13 protein-coding genes and 1 tRNA gene are annotated in these 13,930 nt (G+C 65.6%); all 14 read left to right on the plus strand.

The genetic code is table 11. From position 1 onward, the window contains the following. Positions 1 to 90 precede the first annotated feature (90 nt). Positions 91 to 1,137, plus strand: a complete 1,047-nt coding sequence (locus ATO3_RS00580; protein ID WP_233151985.1) for a cysteine desulfurase family protein — start codon at positions 91 to 93, stop codon at positions 1,135 to 1,137. A gap of 245 nt (positions 1,138 to 1,382) precedes the next feature. Beyond that, positions 1,383 to 2,930 carry a Fe-S cluster assembly protein SufB gene (gene sufB / locus ATO3_RS00585; RefSeq protein ID WP_088647859.1) on the plus strand — a complete coding sequence of 516 codons (1,548 nt, stop codon included), beginning with the start codon at positions 1,383 to 1,385 and terminating at the stop codon, positions 2,928 to 2,930. 2 nt (positions 2,931 to 2,932) lie between these two features. After that, positions 2,933 to 3,130, plus strand: a complete 198-nt coding sequence (locus ATO3_RS00590; protein ID WP_088647860.1) for a hypothetical protein — start codon at positions 2,933 to 2,935, stop codon at positions 3,128 to 3,130. Next, positions 3,127 to 3,438 (plus strand): heavy metal-binding domain-containing protein, encoded by a 312-nt coding sequence (locus tag ATO3_RS00595; RefSeq protein WP_088647861.1) that lies wholly within the window; start codon positions 3,127 to 3,129, stop codon positions 3,436 to 3,438. Before ATO3_RS00590 ends, ATO3_RS00595 begins: the two co-directional genes overlap by 4 nt. A 23-nt stretch (positions 3,439 to 3,461) precedes the next feature. After that, positions 3,462 to 4,217 (plus strand): Fe-S cluster assembly ATPase SufC, encoded by a 756-nt coding sequence (sufC, locus tag ATO3_RS00600; RefSeq protein ID WP_088647862.1) that lies wholly within the window; start codon positions 3,462 to 3,464, stop codon positions 4,215 to 4,217. After that, on the plus strand, positions 4,217 to 5,497 hold the full coding sequence (gene sufD, locus ATO3_RS00605) for a Fe-S cluster assembly protein SufD (RefSeq protein ID WP_088647863.1): 1,281 nt from the start codon (positions 4,217 to 4,219) through the stop codon (positions 5,495 to 5,497). Before sufC ends, sufD begins: the two co-directional genes overlap by 1 nt. A gap of 1 nt (position 5,498) precedes the next feature. Then, positions 5,499 to 5,984 carry a YIP1 family protein gene (locus ATO3_RS00610; RefSeq protein ID WP_088647864.1) on the plus strand — a complete coding sequence of 162 codons (486 nt, stop codon included), beginning with the start codon at positions 5,499 to 5,501 and terminating at the stop codon, positions 5,982 to 5,984. Continuing rightward, positions 5,981 to 6,571, plus strand: coding sequence for a YIP1 family protein (locus ATO3_RS00615; RefSeq protein WP_088647865.1), 591 nt, complete (start codon positions 5,981 to 5,983; stop codon positions 6,569 to 6,571). The genes ATO3_RS00610 and ATO3_RS00615 overlap by 4 nt, the downstream gene beginning before the upstream one ends. Then, positions 6,564 to 7,784 carry a cysteine desulfurase gene (locus ATO3_RS00620; RefSeq protein ID WP_088647866.1) on the plus strand — a complete coding sequence of 407 codons (1,221 nt, stop codon included), beginning with the start codon at positions 6,564 to 6,566 and terminating at the stop codon, positions 7,782 to 7,784. The genes ATO3_RS00615 and ATO3_RS00620 overlap by 8 nt, the downstream gene beginning before the upstream one ends. 409 nt (positions 7,785 to 8,193) lie before the next feature. Further along, a complete protein-coding gene (locus ATO3_RS00625) occupies positions 8,194 to 9,204 on the plus strand; it encodes a methyltransferase (RefSeq protein ID WP_088647867.1) in 1,011 nt (336 codons plus the stop codon). Positions 9,205 to 9,438: 234 nt separating this feature from the next. After that, positions 9,439 to 9,515: transfer RNA gene (locus tag ATO3_RS00630), tRNA-Arg, on the plus strand. A 664-nt stretch (positions 9,516 to 10,179) separates the two neighbouring features. After that, entirely contained in the window at positions 10,180 to 10,923 is a 744-nt protein-coding gene (locus ATO3_RS00635; protein ID WP_088647868.1) for a Crp/Fnr family transcriptional regulator, read from the plus strand. Positions 10,924 to 11,366: 443 nt separating this feature from the next. After that, positions 11,367 to 11,654, plus strand: a complete 288-nt coding sequence (locus ATO3_RS00640; protein ID WP_088647869.1) for a hypothetical protein — start codon at positions 11,367 to 11,369, stop codon at positions 11,652 to 11,654. Then, positions 11,647 to 13,803, plus strand: a complete 2,157-nt coding sequence (locus ATO3_RS00645) for a phage head spike fiber domain-containing protein (protein WP_088647870.1) — start codon at positions 11,647 to 11,649, stop codon at positions 13,801 to 13,803. The genes ATO3_RS00640 and ATO3_RS00645 overlap by 8 nt, the downstream gene beginning before the upstream one ends. Positions 13,804 to 13,930: the final 127 nt, after the last annotated feature.

A 13,930-nucleotide genomic window follows, 5' to 3' on the forward strand; every position in this document is an offset into this window, starting at 1 on the left:
GCCGGTGTACCGACCCGGTCCCGACGGTCGAGGGGCGCTGCCCCTCGAGCTCCCCGGAGGTATTTTTGCAAAGATGAAGGAACGGGCCCCGTGAAGAGCCGCGTCTACCTGGACTGGAATGCGACGGCGCCTTTGCGGGTCGAGGCGCGCGAGGCCATGATTGCGGCGATGGATGTCGTGGGCAATCCGTCCTCGGTCCATGCCGAGGGGCGTGCGGCCAAGGGGCTGGTGGAACGGGCCCGGGCGCAGGTGGCGGCGGCCTTCGGGGCCGAGGGGGCGGATATCGTCTTTACCTCGGGGGCGACCGAGGCGGCCGCACTGGCCTGTGCCGGGCGCGGTTTGCTGGGCGCCCCGGTGGAGCATGACGCGGTGCGCGCCTGGGTGTCCGAAGAGCTAGGCGTGTCGGAGAGCGGAGCCGTGCAGGTGGACGACCCCGGCCGGTCGGTCCTGCAGCTCGCCAATTCCGAGACCGGCGTGATCCAGGATCTGCCCGAGGGGCTGGAGCTGGTGGACGCGACCCAGGCCTTTGGCAAACTGCCGGTCGCCTTCAACTGGATGGGCGCGCGGATGGCGCTGATTTCGGCCCACAAGCTGGGCGGTCCGAAGGGAATCGGGGCCCTGGTGATGAAGCGCGGCACGGATGTCGCCGCGCGCATCCTTGGCGGCGGTCAGGAGATGGGTCGCCGGTCGGGGACGGAAAACGTCATTGGAATCGCGGGCTTCGGGGCCGCAGCAGAGGCGGCGGCACGGGATCTGGACGCCGGCGTCTGGGAGTCTGTTTCTGGAATTAGAAATATTCTAGAAAAGGCTATTGAGGTCGCTGCGAAAACGACTATTTTCGTCGGGAAAGATGCTGCACGCCTGCCCAACACGTCCTGCCTGATAGCCCCGGGCTGGAAGGGCGAGACCCAGGTGATGGCGATGGATCTGGCCGGCTACGCGATTTCCGCGGGATCGGCCTGTTCGAGCGGCAAGGTGCGGGCCAGCCACGTGCTGATCGCGATGGGATACGACCCCGACCTGGCCGGGGCAGCCGTGCGGATCAGCATCGGCCCGGCCACGACGGAAGACGAGGTACTGAGGTTCGCCGAAACCTGGGCCCGAGGGTTCAACCGGCATCGCGACCGCGGTGCATAAGGCAGACCGCACCGGCGGTGCAGACGTGTGTACTGCGCCACCGATGCGAGAGTTCCGTCAGCGCCGAGGGGCGCAATGTTCGATACGCACCTCGGTGCGACCCTGAAAACCGCACCCCCTGGTGCGAGCCTAATAACCGCACCTTCGGTGCAAACCTACTAACCGCACCGTCGGTGCGAGCAATCAAGCGCACATCAGGTGCGAGACAGACGAGCGCCGAAAGTGGCGCATGATCGGAGGACAGCATGACCGCATTGGATCAGCACCCGGCGGATGCCAAGATCAAGGACGCCGACGTCAAGGACGGTGTCGACCAGGAAACCGTTGACGCAGTCCGCGAGATCGGGACCTACAAATACGGCTGGAACACCGATATCGAGATGGAATACGCGCCCAAGGGCCTGACCCCGGATATCGTGCGCCTGATCTCGGAGAAGAACGAAGAACCCCAGTGGATGACCGACTGGCGGCTGGCGGCCTACGAGCGCTGGCTTCAGAAGGAAGAGCCTGACTGGGCGATGGTCGATTATCCGGAAATCGACTTCCAGGACCAGTATTACTATGCCCGCCCAAAGAGCATGGAGACCAAGCCGAAGTCGCTTGACGAGGTGGATCCCAAGCTGCTGGCGACCTACGAAAAGCTGGGCATCCCGCTGAAGGAGCAGATGATCCTCGCCGGTGTCGAAGGCGCCGAGGATGCGCCGGCGGACGGGCGCAAGGTGGCCGTGGACGCGGTGTTCGATTCCGTCTCTGTCGGCACCACCTTCCAGAAGGAACTGCAGAAGGCCGGGGTGATCTTCTGCTCGATCTCCGAGGCGATCCGCGAGCATCCCGAGCTGGTGAAGAAATACCTTGGCTCGGTCGTTCCGGTGTCGGACAACTTCTATGCGACGCTGAACTCGGCCGTCTTCTCGGACGGGTCGTTCGTCTATGTGCCGCCGGGCGTGCGCTGCCCGATGGAACTGTCGACCTACTTCCGGATCAACGCCGAGAACACGGGTCAGTTCGAACGGACGCTGATCATCGCCGACAAGGGCTCTTACGTCAGCTACCTCGAAGGCTGCACCGCACCGCAGCGCGACACGTCGCAGCTGCACGCGGCCGTGGTCGAGATCATCATCGAGGAAGACGCCGAGGTGAAGTATTCCACGGTGCAGAACTGGTTCCCGGGCGACGAGAACGGCAAGGGCGGGATCTACAACTTCGTGACCAAGCGCGCCGATTGCCGGGGCGACCGGGCGAAGGTGATGTGGACCCAGGTCGAGACCGGCTCGGCCGTGACCTGGAAATACCCGTCCTGCATCCTGCGCGGCGATGACAGCCAGGGCGAATTCTACTCGATCGCCATCACCAACAACCACCAGCAGGCCGATACCGGCACCAAGATGGTGCACCTGGGCAAGAACACCCGTTCGCGGATCGTGTCCAAGGGGATCTCGGCCGGGTTCGCGCAGAACACCTATCGCGGCCTGGTCTCGATGCATCCGAAGGCGATGAACTCGCGGAACTACACCCAGTGTGACTCGCTGCTGATCGGCGACAAGTGCGGGGCGCATACGGTTCCCTACATCGAGGTGAAGAACAACTCGAGCCGGGTGGAACACGAGGCGACGACGTCCAAGGTGGACGACGACCAGATGTTCTATTGCCGCCAGCGCGGCATGGACGAGGAAGAGGCCGTGGCGCTGATCGTCAACGGCTTCGCCAAGGAAGTGCTGCAGGCGCTGCCGATGGAATTTGCCATGGAAGCGCAGCAGCTGGTTGCCATCTCGCTGGAAGGCTCCGTGGGCTGATCATGTCGGGCGGCCTGAAGTTCTTCGCCGCGGTGGCGCTGACCGCCGTCGTGGCGGCGGCGCTGACGATCGCAGCGGCGCAGGGGTTCGGCCTGCTTCAGGGCGAAGCCCTGTCCCTGGTGTCGATCGCCGCGCTTGCGGGGGCGGCCGGGTGCCTCGGGGCACGGGCGGCGGCGCGTTTCGGAAAGGACCGGAAATGATCATCACCACAACACCCAATGTCGAGGGCCACCAGATCTCCGACTACAAGGGGATCGTCACGGGTGAGGCCATCCTTGGCGCCAATGTCTTCCGCGATCTCTTTGCCGGGATCACGGATGTCATCGGCGGTCGCTCCGGCGCCTATGAACAGGAACTCGGCCGTGCGCGCGAAACCGCCCTGGCCGAAATGGAAGAACGCGCCCTCGGGCTTGGCGCCAATGCCGTCGTGGGCGTCGATCTCGATTACGAAGTTATCAACAACATGCTGATGGTCAGTGCCTCCGGCACCGCCGTCGTGCTGGGCTGAGGGCCCTTGAGAAGGGAAAGAACATGCTGGAAATCAAGAACCTGCACGTGAAACTGGAAGAAGAGGACAAGCAGATCCTCAAGGGTGTCGACCTCGAGGTCCCGGCCGGCAAGGTCCATGCGATCATGGGCCCGAACGGCTCGGGCAAGTCGACCCTGTCCTATGTGCTCTCGGGCCGCGACGGCTATGAGGTGACCGAGGGCTCCGCCTCGCTTGAAGGTCAGGACCTGCTGGATCTGGATCCCGAAGAGCGCGCCGCGGCCGGCCTGTTCCTGGCGTTCCAATACCCGGTCGAGATCCCCGGCGTCGGCAACATGACCTTCCTGCGCACGGCGGTGAACGCGCAGCGCAAGGCGCGCGGCGAGGACGAGATGAGCGCGACGGACTTCCTGAAGATGGTCCGCGAGAAGGCGAAGGATCTCAAGATCGACGCCGAGATGCTCAAGCGTCCTGTCAACGTCGGCTTCTCCGGCGGCGAGAAGAAGCGCAACGAGATCCTGCAGATGGCTGTTCTTGCGCCCAAGATGTGCATCCTGGACGAGACGGACTCGGGTCTGGACGTGGACGCGATGAAGCTGGTGTCGGACGGTGTGAACGCGCTGCGCGACGCGGGCCGCGGCTTCCTCGTGATCACCCACTACCAGCGCCTGCTGGACCACATCAAACCCGACGTCGTCCACATCATGGCCGACGGCCGCATCATCAAGTCCGGCGGGCCCGAACTGGCGCTCGAGGTCGAGAAGAACGGCTATGCGGACATCCTGTCGGAGGTGGCTTGATGGCTTTGCCGCAGACCAAGCATGACACCACCGAAGCGCGGCTGGCGACGCTGAGCCTGCCCGAAAGCGGCTGGTCGGCCCCGGCCCGGCGCGCGGCGCTGGCCCGCGTGCGCGAGATGGGCCTGCCCGCTGCGCGCGACGAGTACTGGAAATTCACCCGCCCCGACACGCTGACCCGGCCCGATGTGATCGAGGCGGCGGTTTTCGACTCCGGCGAGCCGCCGTTCTTCAACGAGATCGACACGCTGAAGGTGGTCTTTGTCGACGGTGTCTTCGATGCCGACGCCTCGGACGACCTGTCGCTGGAAGGTGTCAGCATCGAGCGTCTGGCCGACGTGGCCGGAACCGATATCCACTGGGCCAAGGATCTTTACGGCACGCTGGAAACCAACGGGCAGGACCCGGTGGCCCGGCCGCTGGCGGCGCTGAACACCGCCTTTGCCACCGACGGGCTGCTGATCCACGTGACCGGCAAGCCGTCGAAGCCGATCCAGCTGACGTACAGCCACGCCGACACCCGCTCGGATGCAATCCTGCACCACGTGGTGAAGGTCGAGGCCGGGGCCGAGGTGACGATACTGGAAAACGGCCCGGCCGCGGCGCGTTTCAACAAGTGCACCGAGATCGACATCGCCGACGGCGCCGCGCTGCATCACGTGCGCGCGCAGGGCCGCGACCATGAGCGCCGCGCCGCGACGCATATGTTCACCCGGCTGGGCGAGAAATCGACCTACAAGTCCTTTACCCTGACCGTGAACGGCGTGATGACACGCAATGAACAGGTGCTGGAGCTGACCGGCGACGAGGCGATCGCGCATGTGGCCGGCGCCTGTGTCGGCGATGGCGATTTCCACCATGACGACACGGTCTTCATCACCCATGACGCGGTGGATTGCGAAAGCCGCCAGGTGTTCAAGAAGGTGCTGAAGAACGGCGCCACCGGTGTCTTCCAGGGCAAGATCCTGGTGAAGCCCGGCGCGCAGAAGACCGATGGCTACCAGATCAGCCAGTCGCTTCTGCTGGACGGCGACAGCCAGTTCCTGGCCAAGCCGGAGCTTGAGATCTACGCCGATGACGTGGCCTGTTCGCATGGCTCGACCTCGGGCGCGATCGACGAGGAGGGGCTGTTCTACCTGCGCTCGCGCGGGGTGCCGGAACGCGATGCGACGAACCTGCTGACGCTGGCCTTCCTCGCCGAGGCGGTGGACGAGATCGAGGACCAGGCGCTTGCCGACGAAATCGTGTCCCGCCTGGAAGGGTGGCTGACGCGGCACGGCTGAGATGGCAGTCACGACCGACATCGCGGCGATGTATCGCCGGCCGCGCCCGGTTGTGGCGCGGCTGCTTGATATGGGACCGCGCGAGGACCGTGCCCTGGTCTTCCTGATGCTGTTCTGCGCCCTGGGCTTCGTCGCCCAGCTGCCGCGCCTCTCGCGTGAGGCGTATCTGCAGGAGCAGGAGCTGAACATGCTGATGGGCGGCGCGCTGCTGGGCTGGGTCTTTCTGGCGCCGCTGATGTTCTATGGCATCGCGGCGCTGTCGCACCTGGTGGCGAAGATCTTTGGCGGCAAGGGCCAGTGGTACGGCGCGCGCATCGCGCTGTTCTGGGCGCTGCTGGCCTCTGCGCCGCTGATGCTGCTGCACGGGCTGGTGGCCGGGTTCATCGGCCCTGGTGCGGCGCAGACGCTGGTTGGCGTCCTTTGGCTTGCCGTTTTGGGCTGGTTCTGGTTCACCGGGCTGAGGCTGGCGGAGCGTAGTGTGACATGAGCGGACAGGATTGGGGGGCGCTGGCCCTTCTGACGGTGAAAGACCCGGCCGAAGCGGCGCGCCAGGTCATGGCGATGGGACTGCCCCGACAGGTTCTGTGGCTGGCTCTGATCGTTGTGTCGCTGCTGAACACGATCCTGCTGTTCACACCCGCCATCGTGGCGGGGCTGCCGGTGCTTCTGCCCGGTGTGCTGGCAAATCCGGTGCCGTATTTCCTGCTGGTCTCAGTCGGGCTTGTGGTGATGATCCACGTGATCTGGTGGATCGGCGCGAAGATGGGCGGGACAGGTTCTCTGGACGACGTGGCCGCCGTGATGATCTGGATGCAGGCGCTGCGCGTGGCGGTGCAGGCGGTGTCGCTGGTGCTGCAATTCCTGTTCCCGATCTTCACGCTGTTCCTGGCGGTGGCCGTGGGCGTCTATTCGCTCTACATCCTGCTGCATTTCATCGACCAGGCCCACCGGATGGGCTCTCTGGCGCGGTCGGCCGGCGTGCTGATCGCTTCGGTGCTGGCGCTGGCCCTGGCCATGACCCTGCTGCTGACCCTGGTCGGCGGCCCGATGGGAGAGGCGATTCCGAATGTATGACGTCACCAAGATCCGCTCTGATTTCCCGATCCTCGCGCGCGAGGTGAACGGCAAGCCGCTGGTCTACCTGGACAACGGCGCCTCGGCGCAAAAGCCCCAGGTCGTGATCGACGCGGTGACGCAGGCCTATGCGATGGAATATTCCAACGTGCACCGGGGGCTGCATTTCCTGTCGAACCTGGCGACCGAGAAATACGAGGGCGTGCGCGGGACCATCGCGCGGTTCCTGAACGCAGGCCACGAGGACGAGGTCGTGATGAACTCGGGCACCACCGAGGGCATCAACACGGTGGCCTATGGCTGGGCCGCGCCACGGCTTCAGGCCGGCGACGAGATCGTGCTGTCGGTGATGGAGCATCACGCCAATATCGTGCCCTGGCATTTCCTGCGCGAACGGCAGGGCGTGGTGCTGAAATGGGTCGATACGGATGCGACCGGCCACCTGGATCCGCAGGCGGTGATCGACGCGATCGGGCCAAAGACGAAGCTGATCGCCATCACGCAGCTGTCGAACGTGCTGGGCACCAAGGTCGACGTTAAGGCGATCTGCGACGGCGCCCGCGCGAAGGGCGTGCCGGTGCTGGTCGACGGCAGCCAGGGTGCGGTGCACATGCCCGTCGACGTGCAGGACCTGGGCTGCGATTTCTACGCGATCACGGGGCACAAGCTGTACGGGCCTTCGGGATCGGGCGCGATCTGGATCCGCAAGGAGCGGCTGGACCAGATGCGGCCCTTCATGGGCGGCGGCGACATGATCCGCGAGGTGTCGAAAGACACGGTGACCTATGCCGATCCGCCGATGAAGTTCGAAGCCGGCACGCCGGGCATCGTGCAGATGATCGGGCTGGGCGTGGCGCTGGAATACCTCATGGAGCTGGGGATGGAAAACGTCGCGGCCCACGAGGAGACGCTGCGGGATTACGCGCGGTCGCGGCTGGACGGGCTGAACTGGCTGCAGGTGCAGGGCACGACCCCGGACAAGGCCGCGATCTTCTCCTTCACGCTGGACGGGGCGGGGCATGCGCATGACGTCTCCACGATCCTCGACAAGAAGGGCGTGGCGGTGCGTGCGGGGCACCATTGTGCCGGGCCGCTGATGGACCACCTTGGGCTGACGGCGACCTGCCGGGCGTCCTTTGGCCTCTACAACACCGAAAGCGAGGTCGATGTGCTGATCGACGCGCTGGAACTGGCGCACGAGCTCTTTGCCTGACGTTTAGTCCGTCCTGCAAGGGGCGTGACGGGAACGACCTGCGGTCGTGGCCTCCGGCGGGAGGTATTTTTGCCAAGAAGAACGAGGGGCGTTTTGCGCTGTCCCCCCGACCTGCGCGGTTTTCGGGCGTCGGATCGAGGTATTTGTGCAAAGGTGAAGACAGGGCGGCAACGCGCGCGGCCCGTGGTCTTTGACAGGGTTGCAGATGTCGGATGCCATTGCGGCAGAATGGGCCGCCCTGCGGGTAGGGTGAGGCCGGCCGCGACGTCGGCAGGCGCGGGGTGGCGCTGTTCTGCCTGTGCTTTGTGCAATTGCGACCTGCAAGGTGTCGTTTTTTGGCGCTGACGGGTGGTACTCCGGGTCGTGAGGAGTAGTCTGGCGCCAATCGAAAGCCACCGACGGAGTATGTATGTCCCTTCTCACCGAAGCAGACGAGATTTCCAACATCGCATTCGGATTCATGGGGTCCAAGGCGCTTTTCGCGGCGCTCGAGCTCGAAGTCTTCTCGAAGCTTGCCCAGGCGCCCAGGACCTCGGCCGAACTGGCGGAGGCGGTCAAGATCCACCCCGATCGCGCGATGACGCTGCTGACCTCGCTGGCCGGGCTGGGGCTTGTCTCGGTCGAGGATGGCCGGTTCTCGAACTCTCCGGCGGCCGAGGCCTTCCTGGTGAAGGGGGCAAAGTACGACTTTTCCGACTACCTGCGCCTGCAGGTCGGCAAGCAGATGTATCCGCTTCTGGATCAGATCGAGGGCGCGCTGACCGGCAAGCTGGACGAGGCCGACACCAAGTCCTATGCCGACTGGTTCTCGGACCCCGAAGAGGCGCGGCTGTATTCCGAAAGCCAGCATGCGGGCTCGCTTGGCCCGGCACGACAGCTGAAGAAGGCGCTGGACCTCAGTGGCAAGAAGAGCCTTCTGGACGTTGGCGGCGGCACCGCGGCCTTCGACATCACGCTGTGCGCGGCGAACCCGGAGCTGACGGCGACGGTGCTGGAATTCCCCAATGTCGCCGCGCTGGGACGGGAATATGTCGAAGAGGCCGGGCTGACCGACCGGATCACCTACCATGAAGGCAACGCGCTGGAGGCCGAGTGGCCGAAAGGGCAGGATATCGTGCTGATGTCCTACCTGTTCTCCGGCGTGCCCGGCGACACCCATGACCGGCTGATCCAGCAGGCCTGGGGCGTGCTGAACCCGGGGGGCATGATCCTGATCCACGATTTCGTGGTGAAGGCCGACCGCTCCGGCCCGCCGCTGGCGGCGCTGTGGCAGCTGCAGCACACGGCCTTCACGCCCGAGGCGCGTTCGCTCGATGCCGGCTGGCTGACCGAGACGCTGAACCAGGGCGGGTTCAAGGATGTGGACGTGCGGACCATGATCCCCGAAATGACCATGCTGGCCCAGGGTGTGAAGCCCTGAGCCATCTGTCGTGACGATGTCTTGGCCGCAGCCTCCAGTCGGGCGCGGCCGGGCGTTGCGCGGTTGCGGGCTCTGGCTTGAGGCCGTGGCCTTGCGTGACACTCTTTCTGGAAAGGGTGGCCGAGCCTCTGGCTGCAGGTCGGGCGCCAAGATGCGCATCTGTTCAGAAAGTTGCTGAAGGCGGCTCTTCGGCGATTGCACCGGGTGCGGGCTTTCGCTACAAGCCCCGAACAGGCACCCGTAGCTCAGCTGGATAGAGCGCTGCCCTCCGAAGGCAGAGGCCAGAGGTTCGAATCCTCTCGGGTGCGCCATGATCTCAATGACTTACGAATGTGGTTTGCTCCGGGTGGTGTTGATTTGGTGTGGTTTCGCATCAAGCGCTCCTTTGCATGGCCTGAGGTGCGGCTCGCTGCAGTCGGGGTGATGGTGGGCGTGAATCCTTTGGAGGATCTTGGCTCTGGTCTGAAAATCCCCGGCTGCCTGCCAGAAGCTGGCGCGCGTCTTCAGGGCACGGGTGATGGCCGTGTGGTGCAGAAGACGACTGACAAGAGCAATTCACGGTCGGACAGGGCTGCGAAACGGTATCGGGTCCGATCTGCGGCGGCTGTCCATACGACTTGTCAGCCCGGAGACAGGACGTGCTGGCCGCATTGCTCATGACATTCGGTGCTTTTTTTGAATCAAGTGCAGGTGTTCACCCATCCCCACCTCTTGGACGTCCCTGATCATCCTCTTTGCTGGTCGTTATCTTGAATGGCCTGCGGTCCTGTTCGGTTGTTGAGATCTTAGCCGCGTCTTCAACCTCTGCGGTCGTCATGCTTGGGTTTCGGCGGAATTCGACTGACTGTCAGGGGCATTCGCAACAATTGGCCGATACCCCTGACAGATGCCGTCGACGCGGCCCGACCTGCTTGACTTGCCACCGTCACCGTAGAAGACGTCCGGCCTGAAAACTGCCCCGGACTGGCTCTTCCCATGATGTTTCCCGCTGACCGCCATCCGCTTGACGACTCCCACTGGTTGTCTCAGGTGCCAGCCGCCTTTCGCAAGGATGTGCTCGATCTGTGCACCTTTCGCAGGTTGAACGATCAGGAGTTGACCCTGGGCGCCGAGGACGCGCCGGGGAGCGTGATCGGCGTGGTGTCTGGCGCACTGGCGCTCGAACGGGACGTGCCGGGGCAAGGGTTCGTGCCTGTCTGGCTGCTTCAGGAAGGTACGTGGAGGGCGGTTGACGGGACCTTTCAGGGCGATACGCGGGGGATCACGTTGCGGGCCGCCGGACCGGCCGAGATCGTGGAGCTTTCGGCGATGCAGGTGCAGCGGATCGCCGAGGCGCACGAGGATGGCTGGCGCTGGTTTGCCCAGATCTCTGCGGGCCAGGCGCAGCTGGCGACCGAGGTGTCGCTGAGTTTCATGCAGCTTGACGGTGCCGTGCGGATGGCTAACCTGCTGCTGAGGCTTTGTCGGTCGGGACGGGCGGATGGCGCGCTGATGCCCGTGGCGCTGGCCGAAGCGGATCTTGCGCGGATCTGCGGCCTGACGCTTCTTGCGCTCGGGCGCGGACTGGGCGTCCTGGCGGCGCTGGGTCTGGTCCGACATGTGAACGGAGTGATCGAGATCCTGTCGGAACCGAAGCTGAGCGCCTGGCTGGGGCCGCGCGCGGTGCCCTCGGCGTACGCGGGCGGGGCGGCCGACGCGTCGAACAGGCGGATCGCCTGAGCGCGGGGAGAAGGCAGCGTCTGCCAGATCCAGAAAACTCCATAAAATTCAGATCTCTGTAGACGTTTTTTAAACTGTTTCCGGGATCCCTAGTCGGCTTGGAGTCCGGCGAGCGACCCGGGTCCGGACAACCGATGCCCTGGCTGCAGTGAGCGAGACAGGGTTGGAGATCGGTGCCCGGGTCTGGCCCGGTCACACCGCGCCGTGGCGCCGCATGTGGCCCGGCGCAGGTCCGCGCATGCGAGGCGCAACACCACAGAACGCTCTGGTAAGCCGGGCTTAGACCCCGTGCACCTACCTGTTTTCCTGCAAGAGGCCGGTGGGATCGGCGACGTCGCGATGAAAGCCCGGCCGTCCTGTCGGCCCGTCTTCGGCTTTCGGCCGGTCCCGCTCTGGCCTCGCCCGCACGCGTGACAACGACCTCAAACACAGGAAATCCAGCCATGGCGCATCTCAACACGATCACTTGCTTCGGCGGCGAGTGGACCGAGCTTACCAATGCGGATGTCTCCGCGATCCGGATCCAGAATCAGGGCGGTGACCTGATCCGGGTCATGGCCACGCCGGACACGGCGGAACCGGCGGGCAGCCAGGGCTCCATCGCGCTTGGCGCGGGGGACATCGTGGCGGCAAGCACGCCGCTGGCGGATCTTTTTCCCAGTGTGACCGCGGGCTACCGGGTCTGGGCCTGGGCTGTGGTGACGGTCGACGTGTCGGTGTCGCATGGCTGATTTCGTCACCGGCTTTTCCCGCAGCCCGTTCCTGGTGCAGCGGCCCGCCGGGTCGCGAAACAGCGCCTTTTCGGCCTATGCGGTCAACGGGGTCGCGCCGCGGCTGGTCAGCGATTTCGCGGCCGGCCTGTACCTGGACCAGGGCGGCGTCAGCGATGTCGCGACGCTGTTCGGCGGCTGCGACCGAAGCGGCCCGGCCACGCAATACGACAGCGACGGGCGCCTGGTGTGGGCGCCTCACAACCTGGCGGTCAACAGCGGCTCACCGGCGGCGCAGGATATCGCGGTGGAGCCCGGCGCCCGCTATACAGTTGGCTGTTCCGGGAATGGGACGGTGACATTGTCCGGGGCAGGCACGGGCAGCGCGATTGCCGGGGCGCCGGTCAGCATCGTCGCCGCCAGCGCGACACTGAGCTTGGCGGTGACCGGAGCGGTGGCGCAGATGTGGTGCCACCGGTCGGACCTTGGCGGCATGGCGCCGGTGCCGAAGGGCGTACGCCCGGCGGCGGGGCTTGAAAGCTGCCTGCCGACCGGGGGCGCGCCGCGCTACATGATGCGCTCGGCCGCCTACCTTCCGGCGCCGGGGATCTTCTGGATCGGGGACAGTTTCCTGAACGGGGATTTGTTGCCGATAGAAACCATGGCGCTGGTCGAACCCAACGGGCTGATCCCGCATGAGACAGACGGTGTCGGCGGCAGCAACCTTCAGCAGCAGGCCACGCGCTTTGCCGGCGCGGACCCGGCCATGTACGAGCGGACGCTGGTGATCATGGACGGCGGGCTGACCGACAGCGCAGCGCAGGCCATGGCGGCAATCGACGACATGGTCGGACGGCTGGGCCACGACCGCTGGATCTATGTCCAGCCGGCGCCGTTCTCGGCGCCCGATGCCGGGATGCTGCAAACCTGGGCCGACATCCGCGACCACGTGGGAGAGGCGCATTATGTCCCGACATGGGAAGGCGCGCTGGCGCTCAGCGACGGCTCGCCCGAGGACGAGGCACGGGTGGCCGACGGGCTTTGGCCGCTGTCGCTCACCGAGAGCGAGACGGATTTCCACGCCAATGCCGCCGGGCGCAGCTATCTTGCCGCGCAGATCCACGCCAAGCTGTTGGCGCGCGGGGATATCGGCAATCCGGCGGCACGGGTGCGGGCGGGCCTGCAGGTGGAACCGGCCACGTCCAACCTGCTGGAACAGACGGCCTTTGCCTCGGCCACGCCGCCGGGCTGGACGGTCTTCGTGGGCTCGGGCACGCGCAGCCTGACCGAGCTTTACGGCGCGCCCGCAATCCGCTTCACCTGTGCCGGGCAGCGCGACGCGCTCTACCAGCCGTTCACGCTGGCGCCCAACACGACCTACACGGCCTCGGCGCGGGTCAGCGTCCTGGCCGATACGCTGGGTCCGGTGATGGGGATCTACAACCTGTCGGATGCGACGGCTGCGGGCGGCAGCCTGTCGGCGACGCTGGCCGACCGCGACGCGCAGGGCTATGTCACGATCACCTTCACCACCGGGACGGATATCTACGGCGATCTCCGCTTTGGGGTCGGGCTGGACGCGGGTCGGACCGGGGATGTCGTGATCTCGGAGGTGCAGCTGGAACCCGGATCGCGGCGCACGTCTCATGTGCCGTCGCTGGCCGGTCCTGCGGTGCGCGCGGCGGATCCGGTGCCAACCATCCCGGCCGCACGCCTGCCAAGTGCCGGGGGCATGCCCGACGCGATCTGCTTCGCGATCCGGGGGCGGATGAGCTACCGGGACACGGGCAACGCGCTGGAGGTCCGGCCGCTGACCTGGCAGGGGAATTCCGACAATTTCATCCATTACTACCTGCGCACCGATGGCGCGAGCACCGGGCAGCCGCAGATGCGGCACAAGGGGCAGGGGGTGACGCAGGATGTCACCGGTCCCACCGGCGCCTATGCGCCGGGCGAGGAGGTGGCGTTTTCCCTGGGCTCCCGCCTGTCGGCGGAGGGAATCAACGCGGCGATCGACGGGGTGGCCCTTGGTGGCGCCGCATCGGTGGCGATGCCGGATCTTGCCGCCTCGAACCTGCAGCTGGGGCAGACCTTTACCGGCTATATCTCCTGCTTTGCCATGTGGGACACCGATATCGGCGACGCCGGACTGGAAGAGGCGACCGGGTAGATCAGCGGGAACCCTGGACATGAAAACGGCGCGGGGCCATGCAAGCCACGCGCCGTTTTTTTCGTTCTTGGACAGCCCTGCCTTGCGGCGGGCCATCCTGATCCGGCCGACCCAGGGGCAGATCCCC

It is taken from the genome of Marinibacterium profundimaris (assembly GCF_002210095.1).
Lineage (GTDB): Bacteria > Pseudomonadota > Alphaproteobacteria > Rhodobacterales > Rhodobacteraceae > Marinibacterium > Marinibacterium profundimaris.

Coding starts and splice junctions, on each gene's coding strand:
- ATO3_RS00625 (WP_088647867.1), top strand. CDS start 8,194: ATGTCCCTTCTCACCGAAGCAGACGAGATTTCCAACATCGCATTCGGA.
- ATO3_RS00590 (WP_088647860.1), top strand. CDS start 2,933: ATGTCGGGCGGCCTGAAGTTCTTCGCCGCGGTGGCGCTGACCGCCGTC.
- sufD (WP_088647863.1), top strand. CDS start 4,217: ATGGCTTTGCCGCAGACCAAGCATGACACCACCGAAGCGCGGCTGGCG.
- ATO3_RS00595 (WP_088647861.1), top strand. CDS start 3,127: ATGATCATCACCACAACACCCAATGTCGAGGGCCACCAGATCTCCGAC.
- ATO3_RS00620 (WP_088647866.1), top strand. CDS start 6,564: ATGTATGACGTCACCAAGATCCGCTCTGATTTCCCGATCCTCGCGCGC.
- ATO3_RS00635 (WP_088647868.1), top strand. CDS start 10,180: ATGATGTTTCCCGCTGACCGCCATCCGCTTGACGACTCCCACTGGTTG.
- ATO3_RS00645 (WP_088647870.1), top strand. CDS start 11,647: ATGGCTGATTTCGTCACCGGCTTTTCCCGCAGCCCGTTCCTGGTGCAG.
- ATO3_RS00640 (WP_088647869.1), top strand. CDS start 11,367: ATGGCGCATCTCAACACGATCACTTGCTTCGGCGGCGAGTGGACCGAG.
- sufB (WP_088647859.1), top strand. CDS start 1,383: ATGACCGCATTGGATCAGCACCCGGCGGATGCCAAGATCAAGGACGCC.
- sufC (WP_088647862.1), top strand. CDS start 3,462: ATGCTGGAAATCAAGAACCTGCACGTGAAACTGGAAGAAGAGGACAAG.
- ATO3_RS00610 (WP_088647864.1), top strand. CDS start 5,499: ATGGCAGTCACGACCGACATCGCGGCGATGTATCGCCGGCCGCGCCCG.
- ATO3_RS00615 (WP_088647865.1), top strand. CDS start 5,981: ATGAGCGGACAGGATTGGGGGGCGCTGGCCCTTCTGACGGTGAAAGAC.